This window comes from Ideonella sp., from assembly GCF_044358605.1.
Taxonomy (GTDB): domain Bacteria; phylum Pseudomonadota; class Gammaproteobacteria; order Burkholderiales; family Burkholderiaceae_C; genus Ideonella.
This window is the reverse complement of sequence record NZ_JBIKNQ010000070.1, coordinates 1-25,592: the sequence shown is the minus strand read 5'-3', so window position 1 is coordinate 25,592 and position 25,592 is coordinate 1. Positions and strand designations below refer to the sequence as shown.

Genomic DNA, 25,592 nt, shown 5'->3' with positions numbered 1-25,592 from the left:
AAGCCCAAGAAGTGCGCTTGCAAGCGGCGCAGCGCGAAGCCGAGTTGGGTCAGTTGCGCTTTACCGCCTCCTTCACCCATGCGGGCGTGGGCATGGCCATTGTTGACCCTGCGGGCAAGGTGGTGCAGGTCAACAAGGCCTTGTGTCGGCTGTTGAAGTCGGTCGAGCCCGCCATGGTAGGCCAGCCCTTCAGCACGTTCTTGCACGACGGTGACGTCGATCTGTTCAACCGCACCCTGGACGATGCCACCGTACGCGAAGATGACGCCTTCTCGATCGAGCTGCGTTGCATCACCCCGACGGGGGACGAGCCTTGGGTGACGCTGCACTGCAGCCAGTTCGATGACCCGGGTCACTCTGGCACCTTCCGCATCTACCAGTTGCATGACATCACTTCGCAGCGAGAGGCCGAAAGCCGACTGCAACACATTGCCTATCACGACAGCTTGACCGACCTGGCCAACCGCAACTGTTTTGGCGCCGCACTCACGGTGGCGGTTGAGCGCAGCAGCAGCGACGCGCAGATTCGCTTTGCGGTGATGTTTTTGGACCTCGACCGCTTCAAGATCGTCAACGACAGCCTCGGCCACTTGGCCGGCAACGAGCTGCTGCGCGAAGTGGCTCAACGCCTGAGGCACTGTGTCCGCCCCAGCGACTTGGTGGCGCGCTTAGGCGGCGATGAGTTTGCGATCCTGCTCAACGCCGTCAGCACCATTGAGATGGGCACAAGGCTGGCTGAGCGCGTGTTGGAGGCGCTGATTCGCCCGGTGTCCATCAACGGCACCGAGCTGATCCCTGGAGCCAGCATAGGCATCACGTTCAGCGACTTGGGCTACCGCACCGTGGATGAGGTTTTGCGTGACGCTGACCTGGCCATGTACGAAGCCAAAGGCGCAGGGCGCGGCCGGGTGGTGGTGTTTGACCAATCCATGCACGAGCGCATTGCGGACAAGCTGGCCCTAGAGGCTGACCTGCGCAGAGCTATTGGCGCGGGGCAGTTGAGCGTGGTGTTTCAGCCCATTTTCGATCTGGACCCCTACCGACTCAGCGGTTTTGAGGCGCTGGCGCGCTGGGAACATCCAGAGCGTGGCCCGATCAGTCCGTCAGTGTTCATTGCCTTGGCTGAAGAGTCCGGGCACATTGAAGCGCTGACCCGCTGGGTCATCGAGCACTCTGTCGCTCAGCTGTCGCAGTGGTTGCAAGAGATGCCCGCGATGACGCATCTGGACATGCACGTGAACATTTCCAGCCATGACCTGACTCGGCCTGGCTTGGTGGAGCATGTTCAGCACGTTCTAGCGCGCCACCAGTTACCAGCACATCACCTGACCTTGGAGATCACCGAGACCATGCTGATGAATGAGCTGGAGGTCTCGCTGAAGTACCTGCAAGGCTTGCGCGATGCCGGGATCCGCTTCTCGATTGACGATTTCGGAACCGGCTATTCCTCTCTGGCCTATCTCAGCACCTTGCCGCTGGACAGCCTCAAGATCGATCGTTCGTTTGTGATGGGCATGGAAGCCCATCCGCAAAATGTCGAGATCGTGCGCGCGGTGATGAACCTGGGCAAGTCGCTGGGCAAGACAGTCATTGCTGAGGGCATTGAGCAGCCTCAGCAATTGCAGATCTTGCGCAGCCTGGGGGTGCCGCGAGGGCAGGGCTACTTGCTGAGCAAGCCCCTGCGGGCAGAGCAGGTGCCGGCGCTGTTGGCCGGCCCGGTCTGGTCAGCGGCCTGAGCCGGCAGGGTAGATGGCCAAGTAGTGATTGGCGACGACCGGCTGGCGGTGGCGATCAAGTTGGCGCATGCGGCGCTCCAGATCGCTCATGTCCGCAGAAGCGGCCAAAAAGCGCTCGTCGGACGAGGTGGTGTGGTTGGCTTGGCGAGAGAAGGCGACACGCGTGGCGCCCATGAGTGCAGTGATGATGTTCATGATGTGGTGATCCAGCAGGCAGCGGGTGACCCTGCGCTGCAAACAACAGCGGCGGAGCGGGTGGCTCCGTGCTGGTTTAGGTAAAAACCCTGACCACTAGTGTAAACCCTGATCGCTGTGACGCGCCATGCTGAAAGCGCTTGAACCCAGGCCAATTGTGGCTTTTGCCCTGTGGCCGCCTGACCTTTAGCAGGCGGGCTGCAGCCGTTCTGGCGCCAGGTAGTGCTGGCGGAAGGCCTCAAACGGCAACTGCTCTGTGCTCTCAATACGGGCCTGCTCGGCCAGTGATGCCGCAGCCAAACCGGACCAATGCTGGGCTGCATCCGCAGGCCAGTGCAACTCCGCCAGACGCGCCTGCACTTGAGCCGATCTTTCGGCCACAAAGGGCATGAACTCGCCGCCGTGCTGCTCAATGATGGCTGCCAGCACCCGGGCGGAGGGCAGGGTGTCGGGGGCACTCAAAGACGCCTGCGCCGCAGCCACTGCCGCCTGATGCGGTGCGTCAGCCAGCTCTTGCGCATCATCCAAGGCCTTTGCAATGGGCATGCAGGCCACCAGCAGAGCAGCGGCCCACTCTGTCAGCAAGACAGGCTGGCCCTCGCGTTCCAGCATCAAGCCGGGCTCACGGCCGCGCGCGGCGGTCAGGTGCTGGTTGCGGCCCAAGGCGGCAATCTCCGCCGGATGGTCGGGCGGGCTGTCGGCCAGCAGGCAGTGCATCAAGAACACATCCAGAAAGCGCATGGTCGAGGTGGCGATGCCGACATCCTCAAACGGGTCCAGATCCATGCAACGCACTTCCACGTACTCCACGCCGCGCTCACGCAGCGCGTGCAGTGGGCGTTCGCCCGAGCGGATAGGGCGCTTGGGGCGGATGGTGCCGTAGAACTCGTTTTCAATCTGCAGCAAGGTGGTCGAGAGTTGCCGATATACCCCCTGCGGCCCTTGCAGCCCAATGGCCTCGTAGGCCGGGTAGGGCTGGGTCATGGCTGCTTGCAGAGAGGCTCCGTAGCCTTCCAAGCCGTTGTAGCTCACGGCCAGCGTGGACTGCGCATCACTTTGATACCCCAAGCGCCCCATACGCAGGGAGGTGCCATAAGGCATGTGCAGGGTGTTGGGCCCTAAGGTTTGCAGCTCGTGGGCTTGGCCTTTGACGAAGCAGCTGCAGACAGCGGGTGACGCGCCGAACAGCCACAACAGCAAAAATGAGTGCCGCCGGAAATTGCGGATCAGCGCAAAGTACTCGTCGCTGCTGGTGCCAGGCAAGGACCAGTTGTAGTGAATGCCCGAAATGGTCTGCATGCGTCGGCCATAGCGGTAGCCCAAGCCCCGTCGATACACCGTCTTGGCCATGCCAATGTTGGAGCGGCCGTACTGGCCCAGTGGAATGTCGGTGTCCAGTTCAGGCAAGCGACAGGGCATGCTGGACACCCACAAGCGTTCTTCACCTTCGCCGGCCAGTGCCCGGGCCACGGCCTGGTGCAGCGCCGTCAGCTCGGCGCTGCAGGCCTCAGCGCTGGGGTGAACGCCGGTCACCATCTCAATCTGCGACTCGCAAAAGTCGGTGGTGATGTGAGGATGTGTCAGTGCAGAGCCCAGCGCCAGAGGGTGGGGCGTCATCGCCAACTGGCCGTCGGGCAGGCTGCGCAGGCTTTCCTTCTCTACGCCGCGCTGCAGGCTTTGCAAACGGTAGGCGGGCAGGGCATTCAAGCGCTTGAGCAGATCGGTCAACGGCACATCTCCTTGGTCAAGCCTGCATTGGACGCGATTTCTGTGACATTTGCAGGGCACGGGTCTTGGGCGGCGACAATCCCCCCTTTTCCTGCCCCACCTGACTGACACGCTCATGGCCATCCAATGGTTTCCCGGCCACATGCACGCCACGCGCAAAGCGCTGGAAGAACGCATCAAATCCATCCACGTGGTCATTGAGATGCTGGACGCCCGCTTGCCCGGCTCTAGCAGCAACCCCTTGCTGGCCCAACTGGCCCAAGGCAAGCCCGCGCTGAAGATTCTGAACAAGCAAGACTTGGCCGACCCGGCCCGGACGGAGGAGTGGCTGGCGCACTTCAATGCCCAGACAGGAACGCGTGCCATCGGCCTGGACGCCAGCATGAAGGCGCCGGCGCGCCGCTTGGTGGACGAATGTCGGCTGCTGGCCCCTAACCGGGGCGGCATGGCCAAACCTCTGAGGGTGCTGATTTGCGGCATTCCCAATGTGGGCAAGTCCACCCTGATCAATACCTTGATGGGTAAGAAGGCCGCCAAAACGGGCGACGAGCCCGGCATCACCAAGAACGAACAGCCGCTGCAGTTGGCATCGGATGTGATCCTCTACGACACGCCGGGCATGCTCTGGCCGCGCATCAATGTCGAGGAAAGTGGCTTGCACTTGGCCGCCAGTGGTGCCGTGGGGCGCAATGCTTTTGATGAAGAGGAAGTAGCCCTGGGGCTACTGGCCAGCTTGCGGCGCCACTACCCCCAGGCCGTGGCCCTGCGCTATGGAATGAGTGGGCTGGACGCCTTGCCGGATGATGAGGTTTTGGCCGCCGTTGGCCGCAAGCGCGGCGCGGTGATGGCAGGCGGGCGCATCAATCTGCAAAAAGCAGCGGAGATTGTGCTGAACGACTTCAGAGCCACGGAATTGGGACGAATCACCCTGGAGACGCCTGAGGAGTTGGCGGCTTGGGCGGCCCGTGCCACCGTGGCCGACGCCAAGCGCGAAGCCCGCAAAGCGGCCATCAAGGCCGGCAAAGCGGGCCGGGCACCCTTGATCTTGCCACCGGAAGGCGACGATGCACCCTGACAGTGCAAATCCGGGGCTAAGGGGCTGACGGGAGTCCGTAGAATCATTGTGCAAGCGCACAATGTTTGCCCCCTTTGTTTTTCAGCTTTCCTATCAGGAGTCCTGCTGCATGCCTTCTACCCGCCGGGCACCTGCCGAAGCCGCCACTGCCACCACCGAAGGCATGCGTGTTCTGAAGAAGTATCCCAACCGCAGGCTCTACGACACGTCGGCCAGCAGCTACATCACCCTGGCCGATGTCAAACAAATGGTGCTGGAAGGCCTGACCTTCGAGGTGCGCGACGCCAAGACGGGCGAAGATCTGACCCGCAGCATCCTGCTGCAAATCATCTTGGAAGAAGAAACCGGCGGCATGCCGATGTTCTCGTCCCAGATGCTGGCTCAGATCATTCGTTACTACGGCCATGCCATGCAAGGCATGATGGGCTCTTACCTGGAGAAGAACCTGCAGACCTTTGTGGACATGCAGGCGCGCTTGGCCGACCAGACCCGCGGCATGGTGGACCCTAAAGCCTTCACGCCCGAAATGTGGACCCAGTTCATGAGCGGCCAAGCGCCGGTCATGCAGGCCTTGATGGGCAATTACCTGGAGCAATCCAAGAACCTGTTCGTGCAAATGCAAGACCAGGTGCAGAAACAAGCCGGTGGCGTGTTCCCCGGTTTTCCGGGCTTCCCGGGCGTGCCGCCCAAGAGCTGACTCTGGGCGGGGTGCCCCCGGGCGCCCGAGGGCGGGCCAGGTTTGCGACAATCGCGCCCCATGACCACACCTCACACGACGGCCGGCGCTGACGCGAGCCGCACACCCACCATTGGCTTTGTCTCGCTGGGCTGCCCCAAGGCGCTTACCGACTCTGAGTTGATCCTGACCCAGCTCTCGGCCGAGGGCTATCAAACCAGCAAGACTTACCAGGGTGCAGACCTGGTCATCGTCAACACCTGCGGTTTCATTGACGATGCCGTCAAAGAGAGCCTGGATGCCATCGGCGAAGCTCTGGCCGAGAATGGCAAGGTCATCGTCACCGGCTGCCTGGGCGCCAAGCAAGGCCAAGACGGCGGCAACTTGGTGCGCGAGGTGCACCCCAAGGTGCTGGCCGTGACCGGGCCCCATGCCACCCAAGAGGTCATGGATGCCGTGCACCAGCACGTGCCCAAGCCCCACGACCCCTTTGTCGATTTGGTGCCTGCGGCGGGCATCAAGCTCACGCCCAAGCACTACGCCTATCTGAAGATTTCTGAGGGCTGCAACCACCGCTGCACCTTCTGCATCATCCCCAGCATGCGAGGCGACTTGGTCTCGCGCCCGGTGGGCGATGTGCTGAACGAGGCCAAAGCCTTGTTTGAAGGCGGCGTCAAAGAGCTGTTGGTGGTGAGCCAAGACACCTCCGCCTATGGCGTGGACGTGAAGTACCGCATGGGCTTCTGGAACGGCGCGCCCGTCAAGACCCGCATGCTGGACTTGGTGGAGAAGCTGGGCGAGCTGGCCCGTGCCCACGGCGCCTGGGTGCGCCTGCACTATGTCTACCCGTATCCGCATGTCGATGAGGTGCTGCCGCTGATGGCTTCCGGTTTGGTGCTGCCTTACCTGGACGTGCCTTTCCAACACGCCCACCCAGACGTGCTCAAGCGCATGAAGCGCCCGGCCAGCGCCGAGCGCAACCTGGAGCGCATCCTGCGCTGGCGCGAGATCTGCCCTGAGCTGGTGGTGCGCTCCACCTTCATTGCCGGCTTCCCCGGCGAGACGGAGGCTGAGTTCCAAACCCTGCTCGACTTCTTGCACGAGGCGCAGATCGACCGCGCCGGCTGCTTTGCCTACTCCCCCGTGGAGGGCGCCACCGCCAACGAATTGCCCGGTGCCTTGCCCGATGCCGTGCGTGAAGAGCGCCGTGCCCGCTTCATGGCCGAAGCCGAGGCCATCTCGGTGGCTCGCTTACAGCGCCGCGTCGGCCAAGTCATGCAGGTGCTGATGGACAGCGCCCCGGCCCTGGGCCGCAAGGGCGGCATCGGCCGCAGCTATGCCGACGCGCCAGAGATCGACGGCACCGTCCGCGTCGGCCCACCGGCCAAGGCCTCTACACAGCTGCGCGTGGGCGAGTTCGCCAAGGTGCGCATCGTGGGTGTGGATGGGCATGATTTGGTGGGCGAGGCGGTTTGAGATACTGGATTCATGAGCCAACACGATCAACACCCCGCCACCACCCAGGTCCACCACCCCTACACCGCCCCTGAGGGCTTCGAGTCACCGGTCGTGCCGGTGTACAAAGGCTCGACGGTGTACTTCCCCACGGTGGCCGACCTGAGAGCCCGGCAATGGGTGGACAAGTCGGCCTACACCTATGGGCTGCATGGCACGCCGACCACCTTCACGCTTGAGGCGCGGCTGGCCACGCTGGAGCATGCCCAGCATGTGCTGCTGGCGCCCAGCGGCTTGTCGGTGATCACCGTGGTGGACATGGCGCTGCTGAGCCAGGGCGACACGGTGCTGTTCCCCGACAACGTCTACTTCCCCAACCGCGACTTCACGCGCAATGAGCTGGCCCGCTGGGGCATTGGCCATGCGGTGTATGACGCGATGGATGTGGCCTCGCTGGCGGCAGCCCTGACGCCCGAGGTCAAGCTGGTTTGGCTGGAAGCGCCGGGCTCGGTGACCCTGGAGTTTCCGGACCTGACGGGGCTGATCGCCTGCATCCGCGCCAAGGCACCGCAGGCGGTGATTGCGCTGGACAACACCTGGGGCGCGGGCTTGGCCTTCAACCCCTTTGAGATGCGCGGGGAAGACGGCGCGCTGCAGGGCGTGGACCTGACCGTGCATGCCTTGACCAAGTACCCATCGGGCGGTGGTGACGTGCTGATGGGCTCCATCGCTTGCCGCGACACGGCCTTGTATGAGCGCCTGGCCTGGACCCACAGCCGCTTAGGCCTAGGCGTGGCGGCCAATGATGTGGAGTTGGTGCTGCGCGCCATGCCCAGCCTCAACTTGCGTTATGCCGCGCAAGACGCCGCCGCGCGCCGCATTGCGCAGTGGGCGCAAGGGCAGGGCGGGGTGCGGCGGGTGCTGCACCCGGCTTTGGCAGAGTCACCCGGCCATGCACATTGGGCACGGCTGTGCACCGCAGCGGCAGGCTTGGTGACGCTGGAGATGGACCCGGCCTTAGCGCCTGAGCGCGTGGATGCCTTTGTCGATGGTTTGCGATGCTTCCGCATCGGTTGGAGCTGGGGCGGGCCTGTGAGCTTGGCCGTGCCCTACCAAGCCAAGGGCATGCGCAAGCTGAGTACGCCTTATGAGGGCGTGCTGGTGCGGCTGTGCATTGGGCTGGAATCGGTGGACGATTTGATCGCCGACCTTGAGAGCGGTCTTAGCGCGTTGCGTTGAAGTCGCCGCTGGCAGCATAGGCGTCGCAAGCCGCCACCAAGCGCTTGGCAATGCCCACCTCGTAAGACGAATGCCCAGCGTCGGGCACCACCTGCAGCACCGAGCCCGACCAGGCGTCATGCAGCGCATGGGCATAGCGCACGGGGCAGATCACGTCATAGCGCCCATGCACGATAAAGCCGGGCAAGTGGGCGATGCGGGGCATGTCTTGCAGCAATTGCTGGGGCCGCAAGAAAGCCTTGTGCTGGAAGTAATGGGCTTCCAAGCGCCCCACGCCCAGGGCCACGGCTTCGCTGCCAAAGGCGTCCACGGTGCTGGCTTGGGGGATCAGCTCTAGGCACGAGCCCTCATAGCGGCTCCAGGCCTGTGCGGCCGCCACGGCCACAGCACGGTCGGGGCTGGCCATGCGGCGCTGGTAGGCGCCGAGCAGGTCATGCCGCTCTTCCGGGCTGACATGAGCCGCGAAGGCTTCCCACTCGCGCGGGAAGAACTGCCGCACGCCATACAGCCACCAGTCGATTTCTTCGTCGCTGACCAGCCAAATGCCGCGCAGCACCAGGCCCAAGCAACGCTGCGGGTGGGCCTGGGCATAGGCCAAGGACAAGGTCGAGCCCCAGGAGCCGCCAAACACCAGCCATTGCTCAATGCCCATCAGCGCGCGCAGGCGCTCGATGTCTTCGATCAGCAGCGGCGTGGTGTTAGCCTGCGTCTCACCCAAGGGCGTGGACTGGCCGGAACCGCGCTGATCAAACAAGATGATGTGATAGTGCGCCGGGTTGAAAAATCGACGGCTTTTGGGTGAAATACCGGCACCGGGGCCGCCATGCAAAAAGATGACCGGAATGCCTGCCGGGTTGCCGCAGGCCTCCCAGTAGAGCGTGTGAGTGTCGTCCACCGTTAGGCGGCCGGTGCGATAGGGTTCTAGCGGTGCGTACAGCACGTCATCAACGGTCATCACGCATCACTCCTTGTTGGACGAGATGGCATGGCGCATCAAGCGACCCTTCTCACGCTCCCACTCGCGTTCTTTGATGGTCTCGCGCTTGTCGGCTTTGTCTTTGCCCTTGGCCAAAGCAATATCCGCCTTGACCAAGCCGCCCTTGAAGTGCAAGTTCAGCGGCACCAACGTGAAGCCGCGCTGCTCAATCTTGCCGGTCAGGCGTCGGATCTGGTCCTTGCTCATCAAGAGCTTTTTGGTGCGGTCGGCTTCAGGGCTCACATGGGTAGAGGCCGAGCGCAGCGCGTTGATGCGGCAGCCGATCATGTAGAGCTCACCATTGCGGATGTGCACATAGCCGTCGGTCAACTGAACCTGCCCGGCGCGAATGGCCTTGACCTCCCAGCCTTGCAGCACGACACCCGCCTCGAATTGCTCTTCGATGTGGTATTCGAATCGGGCGCGGCGGTTTTCAGCGATGAGTGCAGACATGGGCAATGGGCAACCTAGAATCCGCGCATTGTATGAAGCAAGTCAAAAAGTCTGTGCTGCTTTGGTACTCGCCTGCCGAGATGTACCGCTTGGTGACGGATGTGCCCACCTATCCGCAGTTTCTGCCCTGGTGCGAGCGCGGCGAAGTCTTGGCTGAAGACGCCGGGGGCATGACGGCCCGCATTCACCTGGCCTATGCCGGCGTGAGGCATGCCTTCACCACCCGCAACACCCAGGTGAAAGACAGCTTGGTCAAGGTCAACCTGGTAGATGGGCCGTTTTCGATGCTGGAAGGCGCTTGGCAGTTTGTGCCCCTGGGCCGCCCCGGCGGAGAAGCGGACGCCTGCCGGATTGAGTTTGACCTGCGCTATGCCTTTGCCAGCCGCCCCTTGGAGCTGGTGCTGAGCCCCGTGTTTGACAAGGTGGCCAACACCTTTGTCGACTCCTTCGTCACCCGTGCGGAGCAGGTCTATGGCGCACGCTGAACAAGGGGCCGTCATCGATGTGCTGGTGTGCTTCAGCCCGCATCCGCGCGAGGTCGAAGAAGTGTCGCTTCAGTTGCGCCCTGGCACCACAGTGGCGCAAGCTCTGGAGGCCAGCGGCTTGCTGGCCAAACATGGCTTAGCTTTAGACGAACACTTGGCTGTGGGCGTGTGGATGAAGCTCAAGCCCTTGGACACCGTGCTGCGCCAGGATGATCGGGTTGAGATCTACCGCCCCCTCAAGGTCGACCCCAAGGAGGCGCGGCGTCAGCGCTATCGCAAACAGAAGGCAGGCTGACTCACTGGCAGTTGTCGACCACCAGTTGACGCAGGCGCTGGGTTTCGGCGGCGCGGCCGTTGTCGTCCAAGAACTCGCGTTCGCCCTTTTCGTTGGCACGCGCAATACGCATGCCGCTATCGACGGCCGCTAAGTCGTTGCGGGCGCGGCGGCAGGTGTCTGCCTTTTGTGCCGCTTGTTTTTCTTTGGCGGCCTGCTGGGCCACTTGGTCAGACGCGATCTTGTCCGCCGCCAGCTTGCGCTTCTTGGCGTCCAATTCAGTCTCACCGCGCTGAGCACCGGAGGCCGCAGCGGCAGGGGCCGCAGCAGGGCCGGGCAGTGCACGCTGGGCGCCGGCATTGGCAGGGCGCTGAATGATGGCGCTTTCAGGAACGGAGGCTGCGGGCGGTCTGTCGCTGACCTGCACTCGGCCGTCGGCGTCGCGCCATTTCCAAATATTTTGTGCCTGGACGGCCACGGTCAGAGTCAGGGCCATGAGGCCCAAGCCAGCAGCGCGGTAGATGTTCATGGCAGAGTGCGTTTTGACGCAAACGGAGATGGAACCAGAGTGTAGACGCCCCGGGCTCAGCCTGCGACGACGGAATTCACGCGCAGGCTGCCTCGTGGGGACTCTTACAGACCTCCGTATAATCGTCTTTTGCGACTGGAGTTTTCCCCATGCGCCTACTCGGCAAAGCGCTGACCTTCGACGATGTGTTGTTGGTGCCAGCGTATTCCCAGGTTCTGCCCCGAGATACCTCGCTGGCAACCCGTTTGTCCCGCAACATCACCCTGAACCTGCCCTTGGTCTCTGCGGCCATGGACACGGTGACAGAGGCCCGCCTCGCCATTGCCATCGCCCAAGAAGGCGGCATCGGCATCGTGCACAAAAACCTCACGCCCAAGCAGCAGGCGGCCGAGGTGGCGCGGGTCAAGCGCTATGAGTCTGGCCTCTTGAAGGACCCCATCACCATCGCCCCGGGCGCCCGAGTGCGTGATGTGATGGAGTTGAGCCGCGCCCATGGCATTTCTGGCTTCCCCGTGGTGGAGAACGGCCGCGTAGTGGGCATCATCACCGGGCGCGATCTGCGCTTTGAAACCCGCCTGGATGCCCCCGTCAAAGAAATCATGACCCCGCGCGAGCGCTTGGTCACTGTCAAGGAAGGCGCATCCCTGGAGGAAGCCAAGGCCCTGATGCACAAGCACAAGCTCGAACGCGTGCTGGTGCTCAACAGCAACGATGAGTTGCGCGGCTTGTTCACCGTCAAAGACATCACCAAGCAGACCAGCTTCCCCAACGCCGCGCGCGATGCCCAAGGCAAGCTGCGCGTGGGTGCAGCCGTCGGTGTGGCTGAGGGCACAGAGGAGCGCGTGGAGTTGTTGGTGCGTGCCGGTGTGGATGCCCTGGTGGTGGACACGGCGCACGGCCATTCGGCTGGCGTGATCGAGCGCGTTCGCTGGGTCAAGAAGAACTTCCCGCAGGTGGATGTGATCGGCGGCAATATCGCCACAGGCGCGGCCGCTCTGGCCTTGGTCGAGGCGGGCGCCGACGGTGTCAAGGTCGGCATTGGCCCAGGCTCCATCTGCACCACCCGCATCGTGGCCGGTGTGGGCGTGCCCCAAATCACCGCCATCGACAATGTGGCCACCGCCCTGCATGGCACAGGCGTGCCCTTGATCGCCGACGGCGGCATTCGCTACTCGGGTGACATTGCTAAAGCCATTGCGGCCGGCGCCAGCACGGTGATGATGGGCGGCATGTTTGCCGGCACCGAAGAGTCTCCGGGCGAAGTCTTCCTGTACCAAGGCCGCAGCTACAAGGGCTATCGCGGGATGGGCTCCATCGGTGCCATGAAGGACGGCTCGGCAGATCGTTATTTCCAAGAGAACGACGAGTCCAGCAACCCCAACAACGACAAGCTGGTGCCTGAAGGCATTGAAGGTCGCGTGCCCTACAAGGGCTCGATGATCTCCATCGTCTACCAGATGGCTGGTGGCTTGCGGGCCTCGATGGGCTACTGCGGTTGCGCCACCATTGACGACATGCGCAACAAGGCCGAGTTTGTGGAGATCACGTCGGCGGGCATTCGCGAAAGCCATGTCCACGATGTGCAGATCACCAAGGAAGCTCCAAACTACCGGATGGAGTGAGTTTCACCTTCATCACCTGATGCGCCCGGTCACTGACCGGGCGCCGTTTTTCCGGAACAGCCAAGCCCCCATGGATACCGCCCCCACTGATGTGCGCCCCCCGGCCTCGCGGCCTGCGGCCATGCGCTTCATCATGCTCACCGTCCTGCTGGACATGGTGGCCATTGGGCTCATCATTCCGGTCTTGCCTGCTTTGGTGGGCTCCTTCACCAGCAATCAAACCGAGCAGGCCGAGGCCTACCGTTTGGTGACCCTAGCGTTCGGGGCGGCCAACTTCGTGTGCTCGCCGCTGCTGGGTGCGCTGTCAGACCGCTTTGGCCGCCGGCCGGTGCTCTTGATCGGCATGACAGGCTTGGCCATCAGTTTCTTCACCACGGCTCTGGCCACGGCACTGTGGATGCTGATTGCCGTGCGCGTGCTCAGCGGCGCCGTGCAGGCCAATGCAGCGGTGGCCAATGCTTACGCGGCCGACATCTCTAGCCCCGAAGACCGGGCTAAGAACTTTGGTCTGTTGGGCGCCATGTTCGGCTTGGGTTTCATGTTGGGCCCGGTCCTGGGCGGTTTGCTGGGCGCCATCGACATTCACCTGCCCTTCTATGTGGCGGGTTGCTTGGCGGTACTGAATGGACTGTATGGCTACTTTGTGCTGCCCGAATCGTTAACGGCCGACAAGCGCAGCGCCTTCAATTGGAGCAAAGCTTCGCCGCTGTCGGCCTTCCGCGCGCTCAATGCACTGCAAGGCCTGGGGCCGCTGGTGGCCATCCTCGCGCTCTCCGGTCTGGCGCAGTTCACGCTGCACACCACCTGGGTGCTCTATACCCAAATGAAGTTTGGCTGGGGCCCGCTCGAGAACGGCTTCTCACTGTTTGCCGTGGGCCTGATGTCAGTGATCGTGCAGGGTGGCCTGATGGGCCGCTTGACCGGCTACTTTGGCGTGCCGCGCTTGGCGGTGTGGGGCTTGGTGTCCTCCGCCTGCTGCTTCCTGGCCTGGGGCTTGGCGCCCGAGGGCTGGATGATGTATGCCGTGATCGGTTTCAACGTGCTGGGCTTTGCGGCGCAATCGTCGATGCAGAGTCTCATCTCTAACGCTGCCGACGCCAGCAACCAAGGCCAAACCATGGGTGCCGTGGCGGCGGTCAACAGCCTGATGGCGGCCATTGCGCCGCTGGTCGGGCCCTCACTGCTGGTGTGGGTGGGCCATTTGCCTAAGGGCGATTGGCGCATCGGCGCGCCGTATTACCTCTGTGCAGCTCTGCAAGCCACGGCCGCACTGCTGGTGTGGCAGCACGTGCGCCGCCAGCCCCGCTTTTCAGACACTTCTGCCAGCGCGTCGACGCGCTAAAACGCCATGCATGACAAGATCCTGATCCTCGACTTCGGCTCCCAAGTCACCCAGCTGATCGCCCGCCGGGTGCGTGAGGCGCATGTGTACTGCGAAATCCATCCGAACGATGTGTCGGACGAGTTCATTCGCAGCTTTGCGCCCAAGGGCATCATCTTGTCGGGCAGCCATGCCAGCACCTATGAAGACCACCAACTGCGCGCACCGCAGGCCGTGTGGGACCTGAGCGTGCCGGTGCTGGGCATTTGCTATGGCATGTTCACCATGACCGTGCAGAACGGTGGCGAGGTCGAGCCCAGCGACCACCGCGAGTTTGGCTACGCCGAGGTGCGAGCCCATGGCCACACCCGGTTGCTGCAAGGCATCGAAGACTTCAGCACGCCTGAAGGCCACGGCATGCTCAAGGTCTGGATGAGTCACGGCGACAAAGTCACCAAGATGCCTCCAGGCTTCAAGCTCATGGCCAGCACACCGAGCTGTCCCATTGCTGGCATGGCCAATGAGGACAAGGGCTATTACGCAGTGCAGTTCCACCCTGAGGTGACACACACGGTGCAGGGCGCTGCATTACTCACTCGCTTTGTGCGGGACATCGCAGGCTGCCAAGGCGATTGGGAGATGACCGGCTACATCGATGAAGCTGTCGCCAAGATCCGGGAGCAAGTCGGCGACGAGGAGGTCATTCTCGGCTTGTCTGGCGGGGTCGACTCCTCGGTGGCCGCGGCCCTGATCCACCGCGCCATTGGTGATCAGCTCACCTGTGTGTTTGTCGACCATGGTCTGCTGCGCCTGAACGAAGGCGACATGGTGATGGACATGTTCGCCGGACGTCTTCATGCGAAGGTCATTCGCGTGGATGCCAGCGAGCTGTTCCTCGGCGCGCTGGCAGGTGTGACCGACCCTGAGAAAAAACGCAAGATCATCGGCGGCTTGTTTGTGGACGTGTTCAAGGCCGAGGCGGACAAGCTCAAGGCCGGCACGGGCGGCCACAAGGGCGCCACCTTCTTGGCGCAAGGCACCATCTACCCCGATGTGGTGGAGAGTGGTGGCACCAAGACCAAGAAGGCCACGACGATCAAGAGCCACCACAACGTGGGTGGCCTGCCCGAGCAGTTGGGCTTGAAACTGCTGGAGCCGCTGCGAGAGTTGTTCAAGGACGAGGTGCGCGAGCTAGGCGTAGCGCTGGGCCTGCCAGCCGACATGGTCTACCGCCATCCCTTCCCGGGCCCGGGCCTGGGCGTGCGCATCTTGGGCGATATCAAGCCCGAGTATGTGAAGCTGCTGCAACGCGCTGACGCCATCTTCATTGAAGAGCTGCGCGCGGCCAAAGACGCCTCGGGCAAGAGCTGGTACGACCTGACCAGCCAAGCCTTCACGGTCTTCTTGCCTGTCAAGAGCGTGGGCGTGATGGGCGATGGCCGCACCTACGACTATGTGGTGGCGCTGCGCGCCGTGCAAACCAGCGACTTCATGACCGCCGACTGGGCTGAGCTGCCCTACAGCCTGCTCAAAAAGGTGTCGGGGCGCATCATCAATGAAGTGCGTGGCATCAACCGCGTGACCTACGATGTCTCCAGCAAGCCGCCAGCCACCATCGAGTGGGAGTGAGACAGCGTTGACCGACCGGGAAGGCGACGCATCAGCCCTCTTGCCGCTGGAAGGCGTGCAGGGGGATGCTGCCTCGCTCAGCGACGAGCAAGCGCGCTTCAACCGCCTCTTGGCGCAGGTGCAAGGGCTCCGTGCGCGCGTTGAGCAATGGCAGGCCGCTGACTTGCGTTTGCAGCGTGAGCGCCTGGGGGTCTTGATACCCTTGGCGCAACAGGCCCAGAACGCTGAGCGTCAACTGGTGCTGACCATCGACCAGTTGCTGCAGAACGCTGCGGGTGCGGCGTTGAAGCCCGCGGAGCGGCGCCGTCTGACGGATGCCTTGGAGCAGCGTTTGTTCGCCCTCTTGAACGAGGACCCCGACGAAGATGCCTTGATTGCAGTGCACGACCGCTGGTCGCACCGGCCCTGGGCCGAGGAGCGGCGCCTCGAAGCCCTGCATGACCTTGCTCACCTTGAAGAGGTGTTTGGTGTGCAGGTGAACCCGCACGAGCACGACTCGCCGGAAGAGGCCTTGGCCGCGACCATGGCCACGTTGCGCAACCAAGCACAGGCTCAGTTTGCCCAAGAAGAGGCGCAGTGGGCGGCCCGCGAAGCCAAGCGTGAAGCCAAACGCCAAGCGCGGCAACAAGCCAAAGGGGAGGGCGGTGCCAGTGCTGCGCCAGAGGCGGCTCAGGCCGTTAACCAGTCTTTGCGTGAGATCTACCGCAAGCTGGCCAGCGCCCTGCACCCCGACCGCGCCAGCGACGAGGCAGACCGCGCCCGTCGCCATGCGCTGATGCAAAAGGTCAATCAAGCCAACGACGCGAAAGACCTGCTGACACTGTTGCAACTGCAACTCGAATGGGCGGCCACCGAAGGCGGTGTGGGCGCCTTGGCTGACGAGCGGCTAGCGGCCTATAGCGCCGTCCTGAAGGAACAGGTCACGTCGCTGCAGGCGGAGCTTAAAAGCCTGATGGCCCCGTTTGAGGCCTATATGCCTGCACGCAAACCGCTGCGCCAATGGCAGCCCGAGATGGCTTGGCCCCATCTGGCGCAAGAGCAAGCCGCCCTCCAAGCCTGGCTGCAGCAAGCCCAGGCTGATGCACAAGCATTGCTGGACCCATTGAGCCGCAAGCTAACGCTGAAGCGCTGGAGGCAGAACGCAGCATGAGTCTGATTCTCCCCCGGACCCAAACCCTGGCAGACGACCCCGGCCTCGAACAAGGCATGCGCTTGGCGCTCGACCAGGCCCATAACGCCTGGCTGGTGGGCGAGGTGCCGGTGGGCGCGGTCATCATGCGCCAGGGCCAAGTGCTGGCCACGGGCTACAACCGGCCCATCACCACGCACGACCCCACGGCCCACGCAGAGCTGGTGGCGCTGCGCCATGCCGCACAACTGGTCGAGAACTATCGGCTGCCGGATTGCGAGTTGTTCGTGACCCTGGAGCCTTGCGCCATGTGCGCCATGGCCCTGTTGCACGCGCGCTTTAAGCGCGTGATCTTTGGGGCGTTCGATCCCAAGACCGGAGCGGCGGGCTCGGTGATCAATGTGTTCGACATCGCGCAGTTGAATCACCACACCCAGCTCCAAGGCGGGGTGATGGCCGAAGCCTGCGGCCAGGTGCTGCGCGACTTTTTTGCCGAACGCCGCGCCCAACAAAAGGCGCAGCAACTGGCAGTGCGCCAGGCTGTGCTGGGCACAGCGGCGCCTCTGGACGCAACGCACGACAACGACACCATCCCCACCGGCGACGCCCAAGAGCTGACGCCGGACGACGACACGCGACAGCCTTGAAAGGCCTGCCCCATGAGCACACCCCAAACGCTGACCATCTACACCCCCTCTGGCGTGCTGCCCACCAGTGCGGGCCTGAAGCTGGCGGTTAAGCGCCTGAAAGCGTGTGGCTTTGAGGTTCAGGTCGATGAAACAGCGCTGGCCAAGCACCAGCGCTTCGGGGGCAGCGACGAGCAACGCTTGGCCGCCATCCACCGCGTGGCGGCTGCCGCCCCCAGCGTGGCCTTGGCCAGCCGCGGCGGCTATGGCCTGACCCGCTTGCTGGATGCCATCGATTGGCCGCTGTTGGCCAAGAGCGTGGAGCAGGGCACACGCTGGGTAGGCTACAGCGACCTCACGGCTTTGCAGATGGGCATGCTGGCACATACGAAGACGCCCAGCTGGTGCGGTCCGCATGCCGTGGACGACTTTGGTCGCGAGACGCTGGATGAGATCACACCGGACTGTTTCATGGAAGCCATGAGCGGCGAGTTGGAAGCCGTGGGCTTCAAGACCGAAACAGGCTTTGATGGCTTGAGCGCGCAAGGCGTGCTGTGGGGAGGCAACCTGACGGTGTTGTGCTCGCTGCTGGGCACGCCGCACTGGCCCAAGGTCAAGGGTGGCATTTTGTTCCTTGAAGATGTGAATGAGCACCCCTACCGGGTGGAGCGCATGCTGTTGCAACTGCACCAAGCTGGGGTGCTACAAGCGCAGAAGGCGGTGCTGATCGGGCGTATATCCGACTACAAACCCAGCCCGCTGGACCGTGGCTACACCGTCAAGGCCATGCTGGCGCACTTGCGCAGCATTTGCTCAACGCCCGTGGTCACGGGCCTTCCCTTTGGCCATGTGCCCACCAAAGTGACCATGCCGTTTGGGCGCAAAGTGCAGTTGGTGATCGAGGGGCGCGACGCATTCGTGGGATGGTGAATTCTTCGCCTATTCGCTAACTTCACCGAAGAAGTAAAGCCTTGCCTCAGGTCTAGCCTTGCGAAAACCCTAAGGGTTGGCCGCTGGCTCCCCGCATAAAATCGGTGCATCACGCCTCATCCGGCGCCTTGCTACAAGCGGGGTGTCGGCTGCAGGCGGTTTTGTTTTTACGCTCATGCTGGCCGCGTGATCCGCAGCAATTGGCCAGCGAACATTTTTGGGGGGACTTCCGCATGGGTGGTCACATGGGGCTTGCGCGTGGCGCTGGCGTGTTGGCGGCTTGGGGCTGTGCTGCTCGGAGCCTGGCGAGCGCCAAGGTCTTGGGGCTGCTGGGGTTGTCTGTGATGGCCACTCTGGCTGGCTGCGATAACAGCCCCTGGCCCAAGGGCGCAGCGGAATCCAACCTGATCCACACCGCGATCATCGAGAACACCCCGCGCCACCTGGACCCGACGGCGTCCTACTGGAACAACGACACCTTGGTGACCTACCAAGTCTATGAGCCGCCCTACGGCTACCATTACCTCAAGCGTCCGTTTGAGTTGGTACCAAAGTCCGCCGAGAAGGTGGTGGAGCCCACTTACCTAGACAAGAACGGCCAGCCTTTGGCGGCTGATGCACCGGCTGAGCAGGTGGCCGAAAGCGTCTACGACGTGCCCATCAAGAAGGGCATCCTGTACGCACCCCACCCAGCTTTTGCGCAGGACACCCAAGGCCAGTATCTCTACCACGCCATGAAGCCCGGTGAGCTGGGCGCCAAGCGCAGCCCCTGGGAGTTTGAAAAGACGGGCACCCGTGAGTTGGTGGCGGAAGACTTCGTCTACGCGCTCAAGCGCCACACCACCACGCGGATCACCACGCCCATCGCCGGCATCTTCTCCGAGTATGTGGTGGGCTTGAAGGAGTACGGCGAGCTGATCAAAAAGGAAGATGCCAAGCTGCGCGAAGGGCTGGACCCGGCCAGCCAGGATCGGCCTTTCTTGGACTTCCGCCGCTGGCCACTGGCAGGCGCATCCGCCCCTGAGAAGCACGTGCTGCGCATCCGCATCAAGGGCAAGTATCCGCAGTGGAAATACTGGATGCAGATGACCTTCCTGGCGCCCGTGCCCTGGGAAGCAGATGCCTTTTATGCGCAGCCCGGCATGGCCACCACAGGTTTAAGCCTTGACACCTGGCCGGTGGGCACTGGCCCCTTCATGATGACGGAGTACATCAAAGACCGTCGCATTGTGATGAAGCGCAACCCCAACTACCGCGGCGAGCCCTATCCCTGCGAAGGCATGCCGGGCGATAAGGAGTTGGGTTTGTTGGACGACTGCGGCAAGAAGACGCCCTTCATTGACGGCATCGTCGCAGTTGTCGAGCGTGAAGCCACACCACAGCGCAACAAGTTCCGCGACGGCTTCTATGACATGGAAGTGTTTGAGCGTACGGACACAGGGATTCCGTACTTGGCAGAAGCGGATGATTCCGAAGAGGTGAGAGAGGCCTATCTGAAGAAGGGCTTCAATTTCCCCAAGTCGCCTGACGTCAACAGCTACTTCATTGGCTTTAATTTCCTGGACCCTGTGATCGGGCACGGAGACACGCCAGCAGCAGCAGCACGCAATCGCAAGCTCCGGCAAGCCATTTCGATCGCCATCAACTGGGAAGAGTACTCCAAGATCTTCCCCAAGTACGCCGGTGTTGCGGCCATGGGCCCCTTGCCCCAAGGAATCCCGGGCTCGCGCGAAGGCAGCGCTGAAGGCGTCAACCCCATCACCCACACCTGGGTGGATGGCGCCTATCAGCGGCGCCCCATTGAAGAGGCCAAGAAACTGATGGTGGAGGCGGGCTACCCCGCTGGACGCGATGTGAAGACTGGCAAGCCGCTCGTGCTCAATTACGACGTCTATTACCCACCCACCCCAGAGCGCAAGCCGCAGATTGATTGGGTGGTCAAGCAGTTCGCCAAGCTGGGCATCCAGATGGAAGTGCGGGCGACCGACAACAACCAGTTCCAAGACAAGGTGCGCAAAGGCAAGCATCAAATCTTCTGGTTGGGCTGGAACGCCGACTACCCCGATGCGGAGAACTTCATGTTCCTGCTCTACGGCCCTAATTCCAAGAGCATTTCAGACGGCGAGAACACGGGCAATTACCAGAATCCAGAGTTCGACAAGCTCTTCAGCCAGCTGAAGGCCTTGAATGATGGACCCGAAAAGCAAGCGGTGATCGACAAGATGACCCGCATCGTCCAAGAAGACGCGGCCTGGAGCTTTGGCTACTTTCCCTACGCCTCCGCGGCGGTGCAAAGTTGGGTCAAGAATTCGAAGTCGGCCATCTTGGTACGCGACCCTAGCCGCTACCTCAAGCTCGACGTTGAACAGCGCGTGAAGAGCCTGCGCGACTGGAACAACCCGGTGCTCTGGCCCATGGCCGTGCTGGTGCTGATCTTGGGGGGCGCCTACTGGGTGGCCCGCAACAGCCTGCGACGCCGCGAGCGCATGAACGCGCGCGGCGAAATCCTGGCCTGAGTTGAAAGAGCACACACCATGATCTCCTACACCATCCGTCGTGCGCTTTATGGCGTGCTGATCTTGCTGGGCGTCAACCTAGCCACCTTCTTTCTGTTCTTCACGGTCAATACCCCCGATGACATGGCGCGCCTGAACATTGGCGGCAAGCGGGTCACGCAGGAGTTGATTGAGAAGTGGAAGACCGAGCGCGGCTATGACAAGCCGCTGTACTGGAATGACACCAAACAGGGCACCGATCAGCTGACCGAGACCATTTTCTGGGAACGCTCGGTCTCCTTGTTCAAGCTGGACTTCGGCCGCCCGGACAGCGAGAGCTCGGGCGACATCGGCCATGAGGTGTCCACCCGCATGTGGGTCAGCATGCAGTTGGCCATACCCATCTTTTTGCTGCAGGTCATCGCCAGCACGGCCTTCGCATTGCTGTTGGTGATGTTCCGCAATACCAAGCTGGATCTTTGGGGGGTAATCCTCTGCGTGCTGATGCTGTCCATCTCCAGCTTGTTCTACATCATCGTGGGGCAGTTCTTGTTCTCACGAGTGCTTAAGTTGGTGCCCATCTCAGGCTATGTACAAAGCTTAGATTTGGTGCGTTTTTTGGTGCTGCCGGTGATGCTCTCGGCCATTGCGCGGCTGGGTGCTGAAGCGCGTTTGTATCGCGCCATGTTCCTAGAAGAGATCAGCAAGGACTATGTGCGTACCGCTCGGGCCAAGGGCCTGTCGGAGCGCATCGTGATGTTCCGCCATGTGCTGCGCAATGCGCTGATCCCCATCATCACCAGTGCCGGTGGCTACTTGCCCTACGTGTTCATGGGCAGCTTGGTGTTCGAGAGCTTCTTCGGCATTCCTGGCCTGGGCGCCTATGTGATCGAAGCCATCAGCAAGCAAGACTTCGCCATTGTGCGGACCATGGTGTTTGTAGGCTCGCTGCTCTACATCACCACCTATGTGCTGATCGACATGGCCTACACCTGGGTGGACCCGCGTGTCCGCTTGGCGTGACCCCCATCAGCATGTCTAGCATCGGAGCTTCATGATGCCGAAAATTGTTTTTCTGTGGACGGACATGGCCATCTGGGCCTTCGTCCTGGCCCTCATCGCCTATACCCTGTCTGTACTACGCCAACCCAACTTGGCAGCCAACTGGGGCAAGGTGTTTCGCAATGCGCCGGCGCTGGCCTCCTCTGTGTTGCTGGGCATGTGCTTGCTGATCACGTTGGCAGACAGCATTCACTTCCGTAAGGTGCTGCCGCCCGCTGCGGGCTCTGCTGCTGGCCAAGTGGATTACGACACCCGGGTTCAATCTTTGCTTGATGTGGCCCTGGCCCGCTTGATTGAAACCCGAGAAGCCACCTACTCGCGCCCTCTATCGACGGTGAGCTTCACCAAAGAGTCGGTGGACGTCAATGGTGTGGTCACACGGGTGGCCCCCCGTTTGCAGTACGGTGGAGCGCACCTCACGGATCCCGAGTCCCAATGGCTGGGTGATGTGGTGACGCGCGGCCTGACGGGCTCTCTGGTGGGCGCCTTGGTGGCGGCGGCGCTGTGCGCCCTGCTGACTCTGTTGATTGCACGTGCCCATCAACAGAGTGCGGCCAGTGCCTGGGCGGCCATTCGACGCCAAGAGACAAAAATTCCCTGGCACGTCGCCTACATCACCCTGCTGGTGGTGGGCGTCGTCGCTGGCGCCATTGCGGGGCTCATGGGCCACTACCATGTCTTTGGCACCGACATCACGGGCAATGACGTCCTGCTGCAAACGCTCAAGAGCATCCGCACCGCTTTTGTGATTGGTGCGCTGTCTACCTTGGCCACCCTGCCTCTGGCCGTGGTGCTGGGCATCATGGCCGGCTACTTCAAGGGCTGGGTCGATGAGGTCATTCAGTACATCTACACGGTGCTGTCCTCGATCCCCAATATCTTGCTGATTGCAGCGTGCGTGCTGATGGTCCAAGTGTTTTTGGACAAGCACCCGGAGTTGTTCGAGACGGGCATGGAGCGCGCCGACCTCAAGCTCTTCTTGCTGTGCGCCGTACTGGGCCTGACGGGCTGGGCAGGCTTGTGCCGGCTCCTGCGCGCTGAGACCCTGAAGCTGCGTGAGTTGGACTATGTGCAGGCCGCCAGTGCCTTTGGTGTGACCAACACCCGCATCATGGTGCGCCACATCTTCCCCAATGTGGCCCACCTGATGTTGATCGTCACGGTTTTGGAGTTCTCCGCGTTGATCTTGTATGAGGCGGTGTTGGCCTTGGTGGGCGTGGGCGTGGACTCCTCCACCAGCAGCTTTGGCGGCATGATCAATTTGGCTCGCAACGAGATGAGCCGCGACCCCTTGGTCTGGTGGCCTTTTGCGGCGGCTTTTGTGTTCATGGTGACCTTAGTGCTGGCCGCCAACCTGTTTGCGGATGGTGTGCGCGACGCCTTCGACCCCCGCGCCCGAACATTCCGTGTCCGCCCTTTGGGCTTCAAAAAGAAGCCCGCCTAAAGGCGATGCGAGCAGCGCATCCACAAGATGCCGTCAACAAGGACACACCATGCTTGAAGTGACAGAACTGAAGGTCGAGTTGGATGCCGAGAGCGGCATCGTCAAGGCCATCGACGGAATGAACCTGACGCTGCAGCGCGGCGAAACATTTGCGCTGGTGGGCGAATCAGGCTGTGGCAAAAGCATGACGGCCCTGGCGCTGATGCGCTTGCTGCCCGAGAACGGCCACATCGTAGCCGGTGAGATTCGGGTGGACACCCAAGATGTGTTGGCACTGCCAGAGACTGAGATGCGTTCCATCCGCGGTGGGCGCATCGGCATGATCTTCCAAGAGCCCTCGACCAGCCTGAACCCGGTTATGCGCATTGGGGACCAGATGCGCGAGGCCATCGAGACCCACACCGAGTTGCGTGGAGAGGCCGCGCGGGCCAAGGCCATTGATTGGCTGCGCAAGGTCGGCATCCCTGAGCCTGAGCGGCGCATCGATGACTACCCTTTCCGCATGAGTGGTGGGCAAAAGCAACGCGTCATGATCGCCATGACCTTGGCAGCCGAGCCCGACTACATCGTCGCAGACGAGCCGACCACCGCCTTGGATGTGACCATTCAAGCGCAGGTGCTGGACCTGCTCAAGCAACTGCAAGCCGAACACGGCCTGGGCTTGCTCTTGATCACCCACGACTTGGCGGTGGTCTCAGGCATGGCGCACCGAGTGGCGCTGATGTATGCGGGCCAAATCATAGAAGTAGCCTCCGCCAAAGAGTTTTTCAGCGCGCCCAAGCATCCTTATGCCAAGGCTTTGCTTAAAGCGCTGCCTGATGCGGCAAGGCGCTCTGAAATGCTGGCCGCCATTCCCGGCACCGTGCCACCCTTGACTCAAACCTTCACAGGCTGCCGCTTTGCGCCGCGCTGCGAGCAGGCTCAAAGCCAATGCCAGCACAACGTGCCCGAACTGTGGATGCAAGGCACCACGGGCCGCGCTGTGCGCTGCTGGCTGCATGCGCCCCAAGCCATGCCTGCCAAAGTGGTGCCCACAGTGGTCGCGGTGGAAAGCAGCCCCGTTCCCGACAGCGAAATGGGCCAGGCACTGCTGCACGTGCAAAACCTTAGCGTGCGGTTCCCCATCAAGAAGGGCTTGTTGCATCGCACCGTGGGTCATTTCAATGCCGTTGACGGTGTTTCCTTTGACGTGCCGGCGGGCAGAACCCTGGCCTTGGTGGGCGAATCGGGATGCGGCAAAACCACCAGCGGCAAAGCCATCGTGCAATTGCTGCGCGGGCAAGCGGACATCGGTGGGCAAGCTCTGCTGGGTGGGCGCAACCTGTTTGACATGACGGGTGCAGAGCTGTTGGCAGCGCGCCGGCAGATCCAAATCATCTTCCAAGACCCTTTCGCATCGCTCAACCCCCGGATGCGCGTGGCTGAAGTGCTGGAAGAGGGAATGGCGGCCCTGTTGCCGGAAGTGGACGCGGAAGGTCGGCGACAACGCATTGAGCAACTGGCTGATCAGGTTGGGCTGCGCCTGGACGCGCTCGATAGATACCCACATGAGTTTTCGGGGGGGCAGCGGCAGCGAATTGCCATTGCCCGAGCATTGGCCGTGAATCCCAAACTCATCGTGTGTGATGAACCCACCTCGGCACTGGATGTTTCTGTTCAAGCCCAGATTCTGAATTTGTTGAGAGATTTGCAATCAGAACTTGGTGTGTCCTATTTATTCATTACCCACAATATTGGCGTGGTGGAGTACATCGCCCACGATGTGGCTGTGATGCGCGCGGGCAGGGTGGTGGAGCAGGGGGCCTGCGAGCAAGTTTTGGGATCCCCCAAAAACGAATACACCCGCAAGCTGATCGCCTCTGTCCCCAGATTGGTGACCTACGCCTGATCTTGGGGCGCTATTGCCCCAAGAGGGGTGCTTTGCGCTGCCTTAACTGTCTTGTAACCCTAGGGTTTCCCTCACTCAGGGATACACATCGCTTCACGCACAATTTGCGGCAAGTTTCTACAGGCTCATCACGCATGTTTTCCGAGGCAGCATTCGCTCCGACATCAATCAGCGGTCTCACGGCCTGACTGTTAAGTACCGCAGTGGATTCAGAGATGTCTCAACCACTGTCCGGGATGTCGCGATCAGTAAATTGGCGCATTTGTCCATGGATGTCTCGGACTACACTGCGTTCGACTGGAAAATCAGCCATCACGCGAAGAGTACATTGGAATTTCGCTTGGGCATCAATAACCTCCGGAACAAAGCGATCCGTTCATACTGCTCGACTCCTCGGGTCACCCAGGCTGATACGATGCACGTTATGCTGATCCAAAAACTCAGAATGGTTTATATGGCCGCCAGCTACAAGTTCTAAAGCTTAAGCGACTTTTACCCTACATGTCAAGCCCCGGGAGATCATTCACACGTTTTGTGAAGAGCTTGGGGTGTGAGGCGTGCCATTTTTTCAGGGCCTCGATGGGGGTCTGGTGGTTGAGGGCGCGTTGAGGAATTCGATGGTTGT

Annotated in this window: 22 protein-coding genes; 17 read left to right on the top strand and 5 right to left on the bottom strand. The window is 61.9% G+C overall.

Annotated features, from left to right (window positions below; genetic code table 11):
• A partial coding sequence (locus tag ACIQ3Q_RS19720; protein ID WP_396270912.1) for a putative bifunctional diguanylate cyclase/phosphodiesterase occupies positions 1-1,736 on the top strand: 1,736 nt, incomplete at its 5' end.
• Here ACIQ3Q_RS19720 and ACIQ3Q_RS19715 read toward each other — a convergent pair.
• Positions 1,725-1,931 carry a DUF3563 family protein gene (locus ACIQ3Q_RS19715; protein ID WP_396270911.1) on the bottom strand — a complete coding sequence of 69 codons (207 nt, stop codon included), beginning with the start codon at positions 1,929-1,931 and terminating at the stop codon, positions 1,725-1,727. The genes ACIQ3Q_RS19720 and ACIQ3Q_RS19715 overlap by 12 nt on opposite strands.
• A gap of 186 nt (positions 1,932-2,117) precedes the next feature.
• A complete protein-coding gene (gene gshA, locus ACIQ3Q_RS19710) occupies positions 2,118-3,659 on the bottom strand; it encodes a glutamate--cysteine ligase (RefSeq protein WP_396270910.1) in 1,542 nt (513 codons plus the stop codon).
• Between the two features lie 115 nt (positions 3,660-3,774).
• Between gshA and ylqF the strand changes: the two genes are divergently transcribed.
• The 4 genes from ylqF (at position 3,775) to ACIQ3Q_RS19690 (ending at position 8,104) form a co-directional block, all read left to right on the top strand.
• Positions 3,775-4,734 carry a ribosome biogenesis GTPase YlqF gene (ylqF, locus tag ACIQ3Q_RS19705; protein WP_396270909.1) on the top strand — a complete coding sequence of 320 codons (960 nt, stop codon included), beginning with the start codon at positions 3,775-3,777 and terminating at the stop codon, positions 4,732-4,734.
• A gap of 109 nt (positions 4,735-4,843) precedes the next feature.
• Entirely contained in the window at positions 4,844-5,431 is a 588-nt protein-coding gene (phaR, locus tag ACIQ3Q_RS19700; RefSeq protein ID WP_396270908.1) for a polyhydroxyalkanoate synthesis repressor PhaR, read from the top strand.
• A gap of 60 nt (positions 5,432-5,491) precedes the next feature.
• Complete coding sequence (rimO, locus tag ACIQ3Q_RS19695; RefSeq protein WP_396270907.1) at positions 5,492-6,886, top strand: 30S ribosomal protein S12 methylthiotransferase RimO; 1,395 nt, start codon at positions 5,492-5,494, stop codon at positions 6,884-6,886.
• A 12-nt stretch (positions 6,887-6,898) separates the two neighbouring features.
• Complete coding sequence (locus tag ACIQ3Q_RS19690) at positions 6,899-8,104, top strand: PLP-dependent transferase (protein WP_396270906.1); 1,206 nt, start codon at positions 6,899-6,901, stop codon at positions 8,102-8,104.
• Here ACIQ3Q_RS19690 and pip read toward each other — a convergent pair.
• Positions 8,088-9,059: a prolyl aminopeptidase gene (pip, locus tag ACIQ3Q_RS19685; RefSeq protein WP_396270905.1), complete on the bottom strand. Its 972-nt coding sequence runs from the start codon at positions 9,057-9,059 to the stop codon at positions 8,088-8,090. The genes ACIQ3Q_RS19690 and pip overlap by 17 nt on opposite strands.
• Positions 9,060-9,065: 6 nt before the next feature.
• Positions 9,066-9,533 carry an SsrA-binding protein SmpB gene (gene smpB / locus ACIQ3Q_RS19680; RefSeq protein ID WP_396270904.1) on the bottom strand — a complete coding sequence of 156 codons (468 nt, stop codon included), beginning with the start codon at positions 9,531-9,533 and terminating at the stop codon, positions 9,066-9,068.
• A gap of 32 nt (positions 9,534-9,565) precedes the next feature.
• Between smpB and ACIQ3Q_RS19675 the strand changes: the two genes are divergently transcribed.
• On the top strand, positions 9,566-10,018 hold the full coding sequence (locus ACIQ3Q_RS19675; RefSeq protein WP_396270903.1) for a type II toxin-antitoxin system RatA family toxin: 453 nt from the start codon (positions 9,566-9,568) through the stop codon (positions 10,016-10,018).
• Positions 10,005-10,313 (top strand): RnfH family protein, encoded by a 309-nt coding sequence (locus ACIQ3Q_RS19670; protein ID WP_396270902.1) that lies wholly within the window; start codon positions 10,005-10,007, stop codon positions 10,311-10,313. The genes ACIQ3Q_RS19675 and ACIQ3Q_RS19670 overlap by 14 nt, the downstream gene beginning before the upstream one ends.
• A gap of 1 nt (position 10,314) precedes the next feature.
• Here the strand turns inward: ACIQ3Q_RS19670 and ACIQ3Q_RS19665 are convergent, their stop codons facing one another.
• A complete protein-coding gene (locus ACIQ3Q_RS19665) occupies positions 10,315-10,821 on the bottom strand; it encodes a DUF4124 domain-containing protein (RefSeq protein WP_396270901.1) in 507 nt (168 codons plus the stop codon).
• 149 nt (positions 10,822-10,970) lie between these two features.
• On the opposite strand from ACIQ3Q_RS19665, the gene guaB reads away from it, so the two are divergent.
• From guaB to ACIQ3Q_RS19615, 10 genes are all read left to right on the top strand, one after another.
• The gene (gene guaB, locus ACIQ3Q_RS19660; RefSeq protein ID WP_396270900.1) at positions 10,971-12,443 is read left to right on the top strand and encodes an IMP dehydrogenase; all 1,473 of its coding nucleotides are present in this window, start codon (positions 10,971-10,973) and stop codon (positions 12,441-12,443) included.
• Positions 12,444-12,513: 70 nt separating this feature from the next.
• Positions 12,514-13,785, top strand: a complete 1,272-nt coding sequence (locus tag ACIQ3Q_RS19655) for an MFS transporter (RefSeq protein WP_396270899.1) — start codon at positions 12,514-12,516, stop codon at positions 13,783-13,785.
• A gap of 6 nt (positions 13,786-13,791) precedes the next feature.
• Complete coding sequence (gene guaA / locus ACIQ3Q_RS19650; RefSeq protein ID WP_396270898.1) at positions 13,792-15,393, top strand: glutamine-hydrolyzing GMP synthase; 1,602 nt, start codon at positions 13,792-13,794, stop codon at positions 15,391-15,393.
• 7 nt (positions 15,394-15,400) lie between these two features.
• Positions 15,401-16,543: a J domain-containing protein gene (locus ACIQ3Q_RS19645; protein WP_396270897.1), complete on the top strand. Its 1,143-nt coding sequence runs from the start codon at positions 15,401-15,403 to the stop codon at positions 16,541-16,543.
• Complete coding sequence (gene tadA / locus ACIQ3Q_RS19640) at positions 16,540-17,169, top strand: tRNA adenosine(34) deaminase TadA (protein WP_396270895.1); 630 nt, start codon at positions 16,540-16,542, stop codon at positions 17,167-17,169. The genes ACIQ3Q_RS19645 and tadA overlap by 4 nt, the downstream gene beginning before the upstream one ends.
• 12 nt (positions 17,170-17,181) lie before the next feature.
• Entirely contained in the window at positions 17,182-18,078 is an 897-nt protein-coding gene (locus ACIQ3Q_RS19635) for an LD-carboxypeptidase (RefSeq protein WP_396270894.1), read from the top strand.
• A gap of 245 nt (positions 18,079-18,323) precedes the next feature.
• Positions 18,324-20,594, top strand: a complete 2,271-nt coding sequence (locus ACIQ3Q_RS19630) for an ABC transporter substrate-binding protein (protein WP_396270893.1) — start codon at positions 18,324-18,326, stop codon at positions 20,592-20,594.
• An 18-nt stretch (positions 20,595-20,612) separates the two neighbouring features.
• Positions 20,613-21,596: an ABC transporter permease gene (locus tag ACIQ3Q_RS19625; protein ID WP_396270892.1), complete on the top strand. Its 984-nt coding sequence runs from the start codon at positions 20,613-20,615 to the stop codon at positions 21,594-21,596.
• A 34-nt stretch (positions 21,597-21,630) separates the two neighbouring features.
• The gene (locus tag ACIQ3Q_RS19620; protein ID WP_396270891.1) at positions 21,631-23,079 is read left to right on the top strand and encodes an ABC transporter permease; all 1,449 of its coding nucleotides are present in this window, start codon (positions 21,631-21,633) and stop codon (positions 23,077-23,079) included.
• Positions 23,080-23,128: 49 nt separating this feature from the next.
• Positions 23,129-24,967, top strand: a complete 1,839-nt coding sequence (locus tag ACIQ3Q_RS19615) for a dipeptide ABC transporter ATP-binding protein (protein WP_396270890.1) — start codon at positions 23,129-23,131, stop codon at positions 24,965-24,967.
• Positions 24,968-25,592 lie beyond the last annotated feature (625 nt).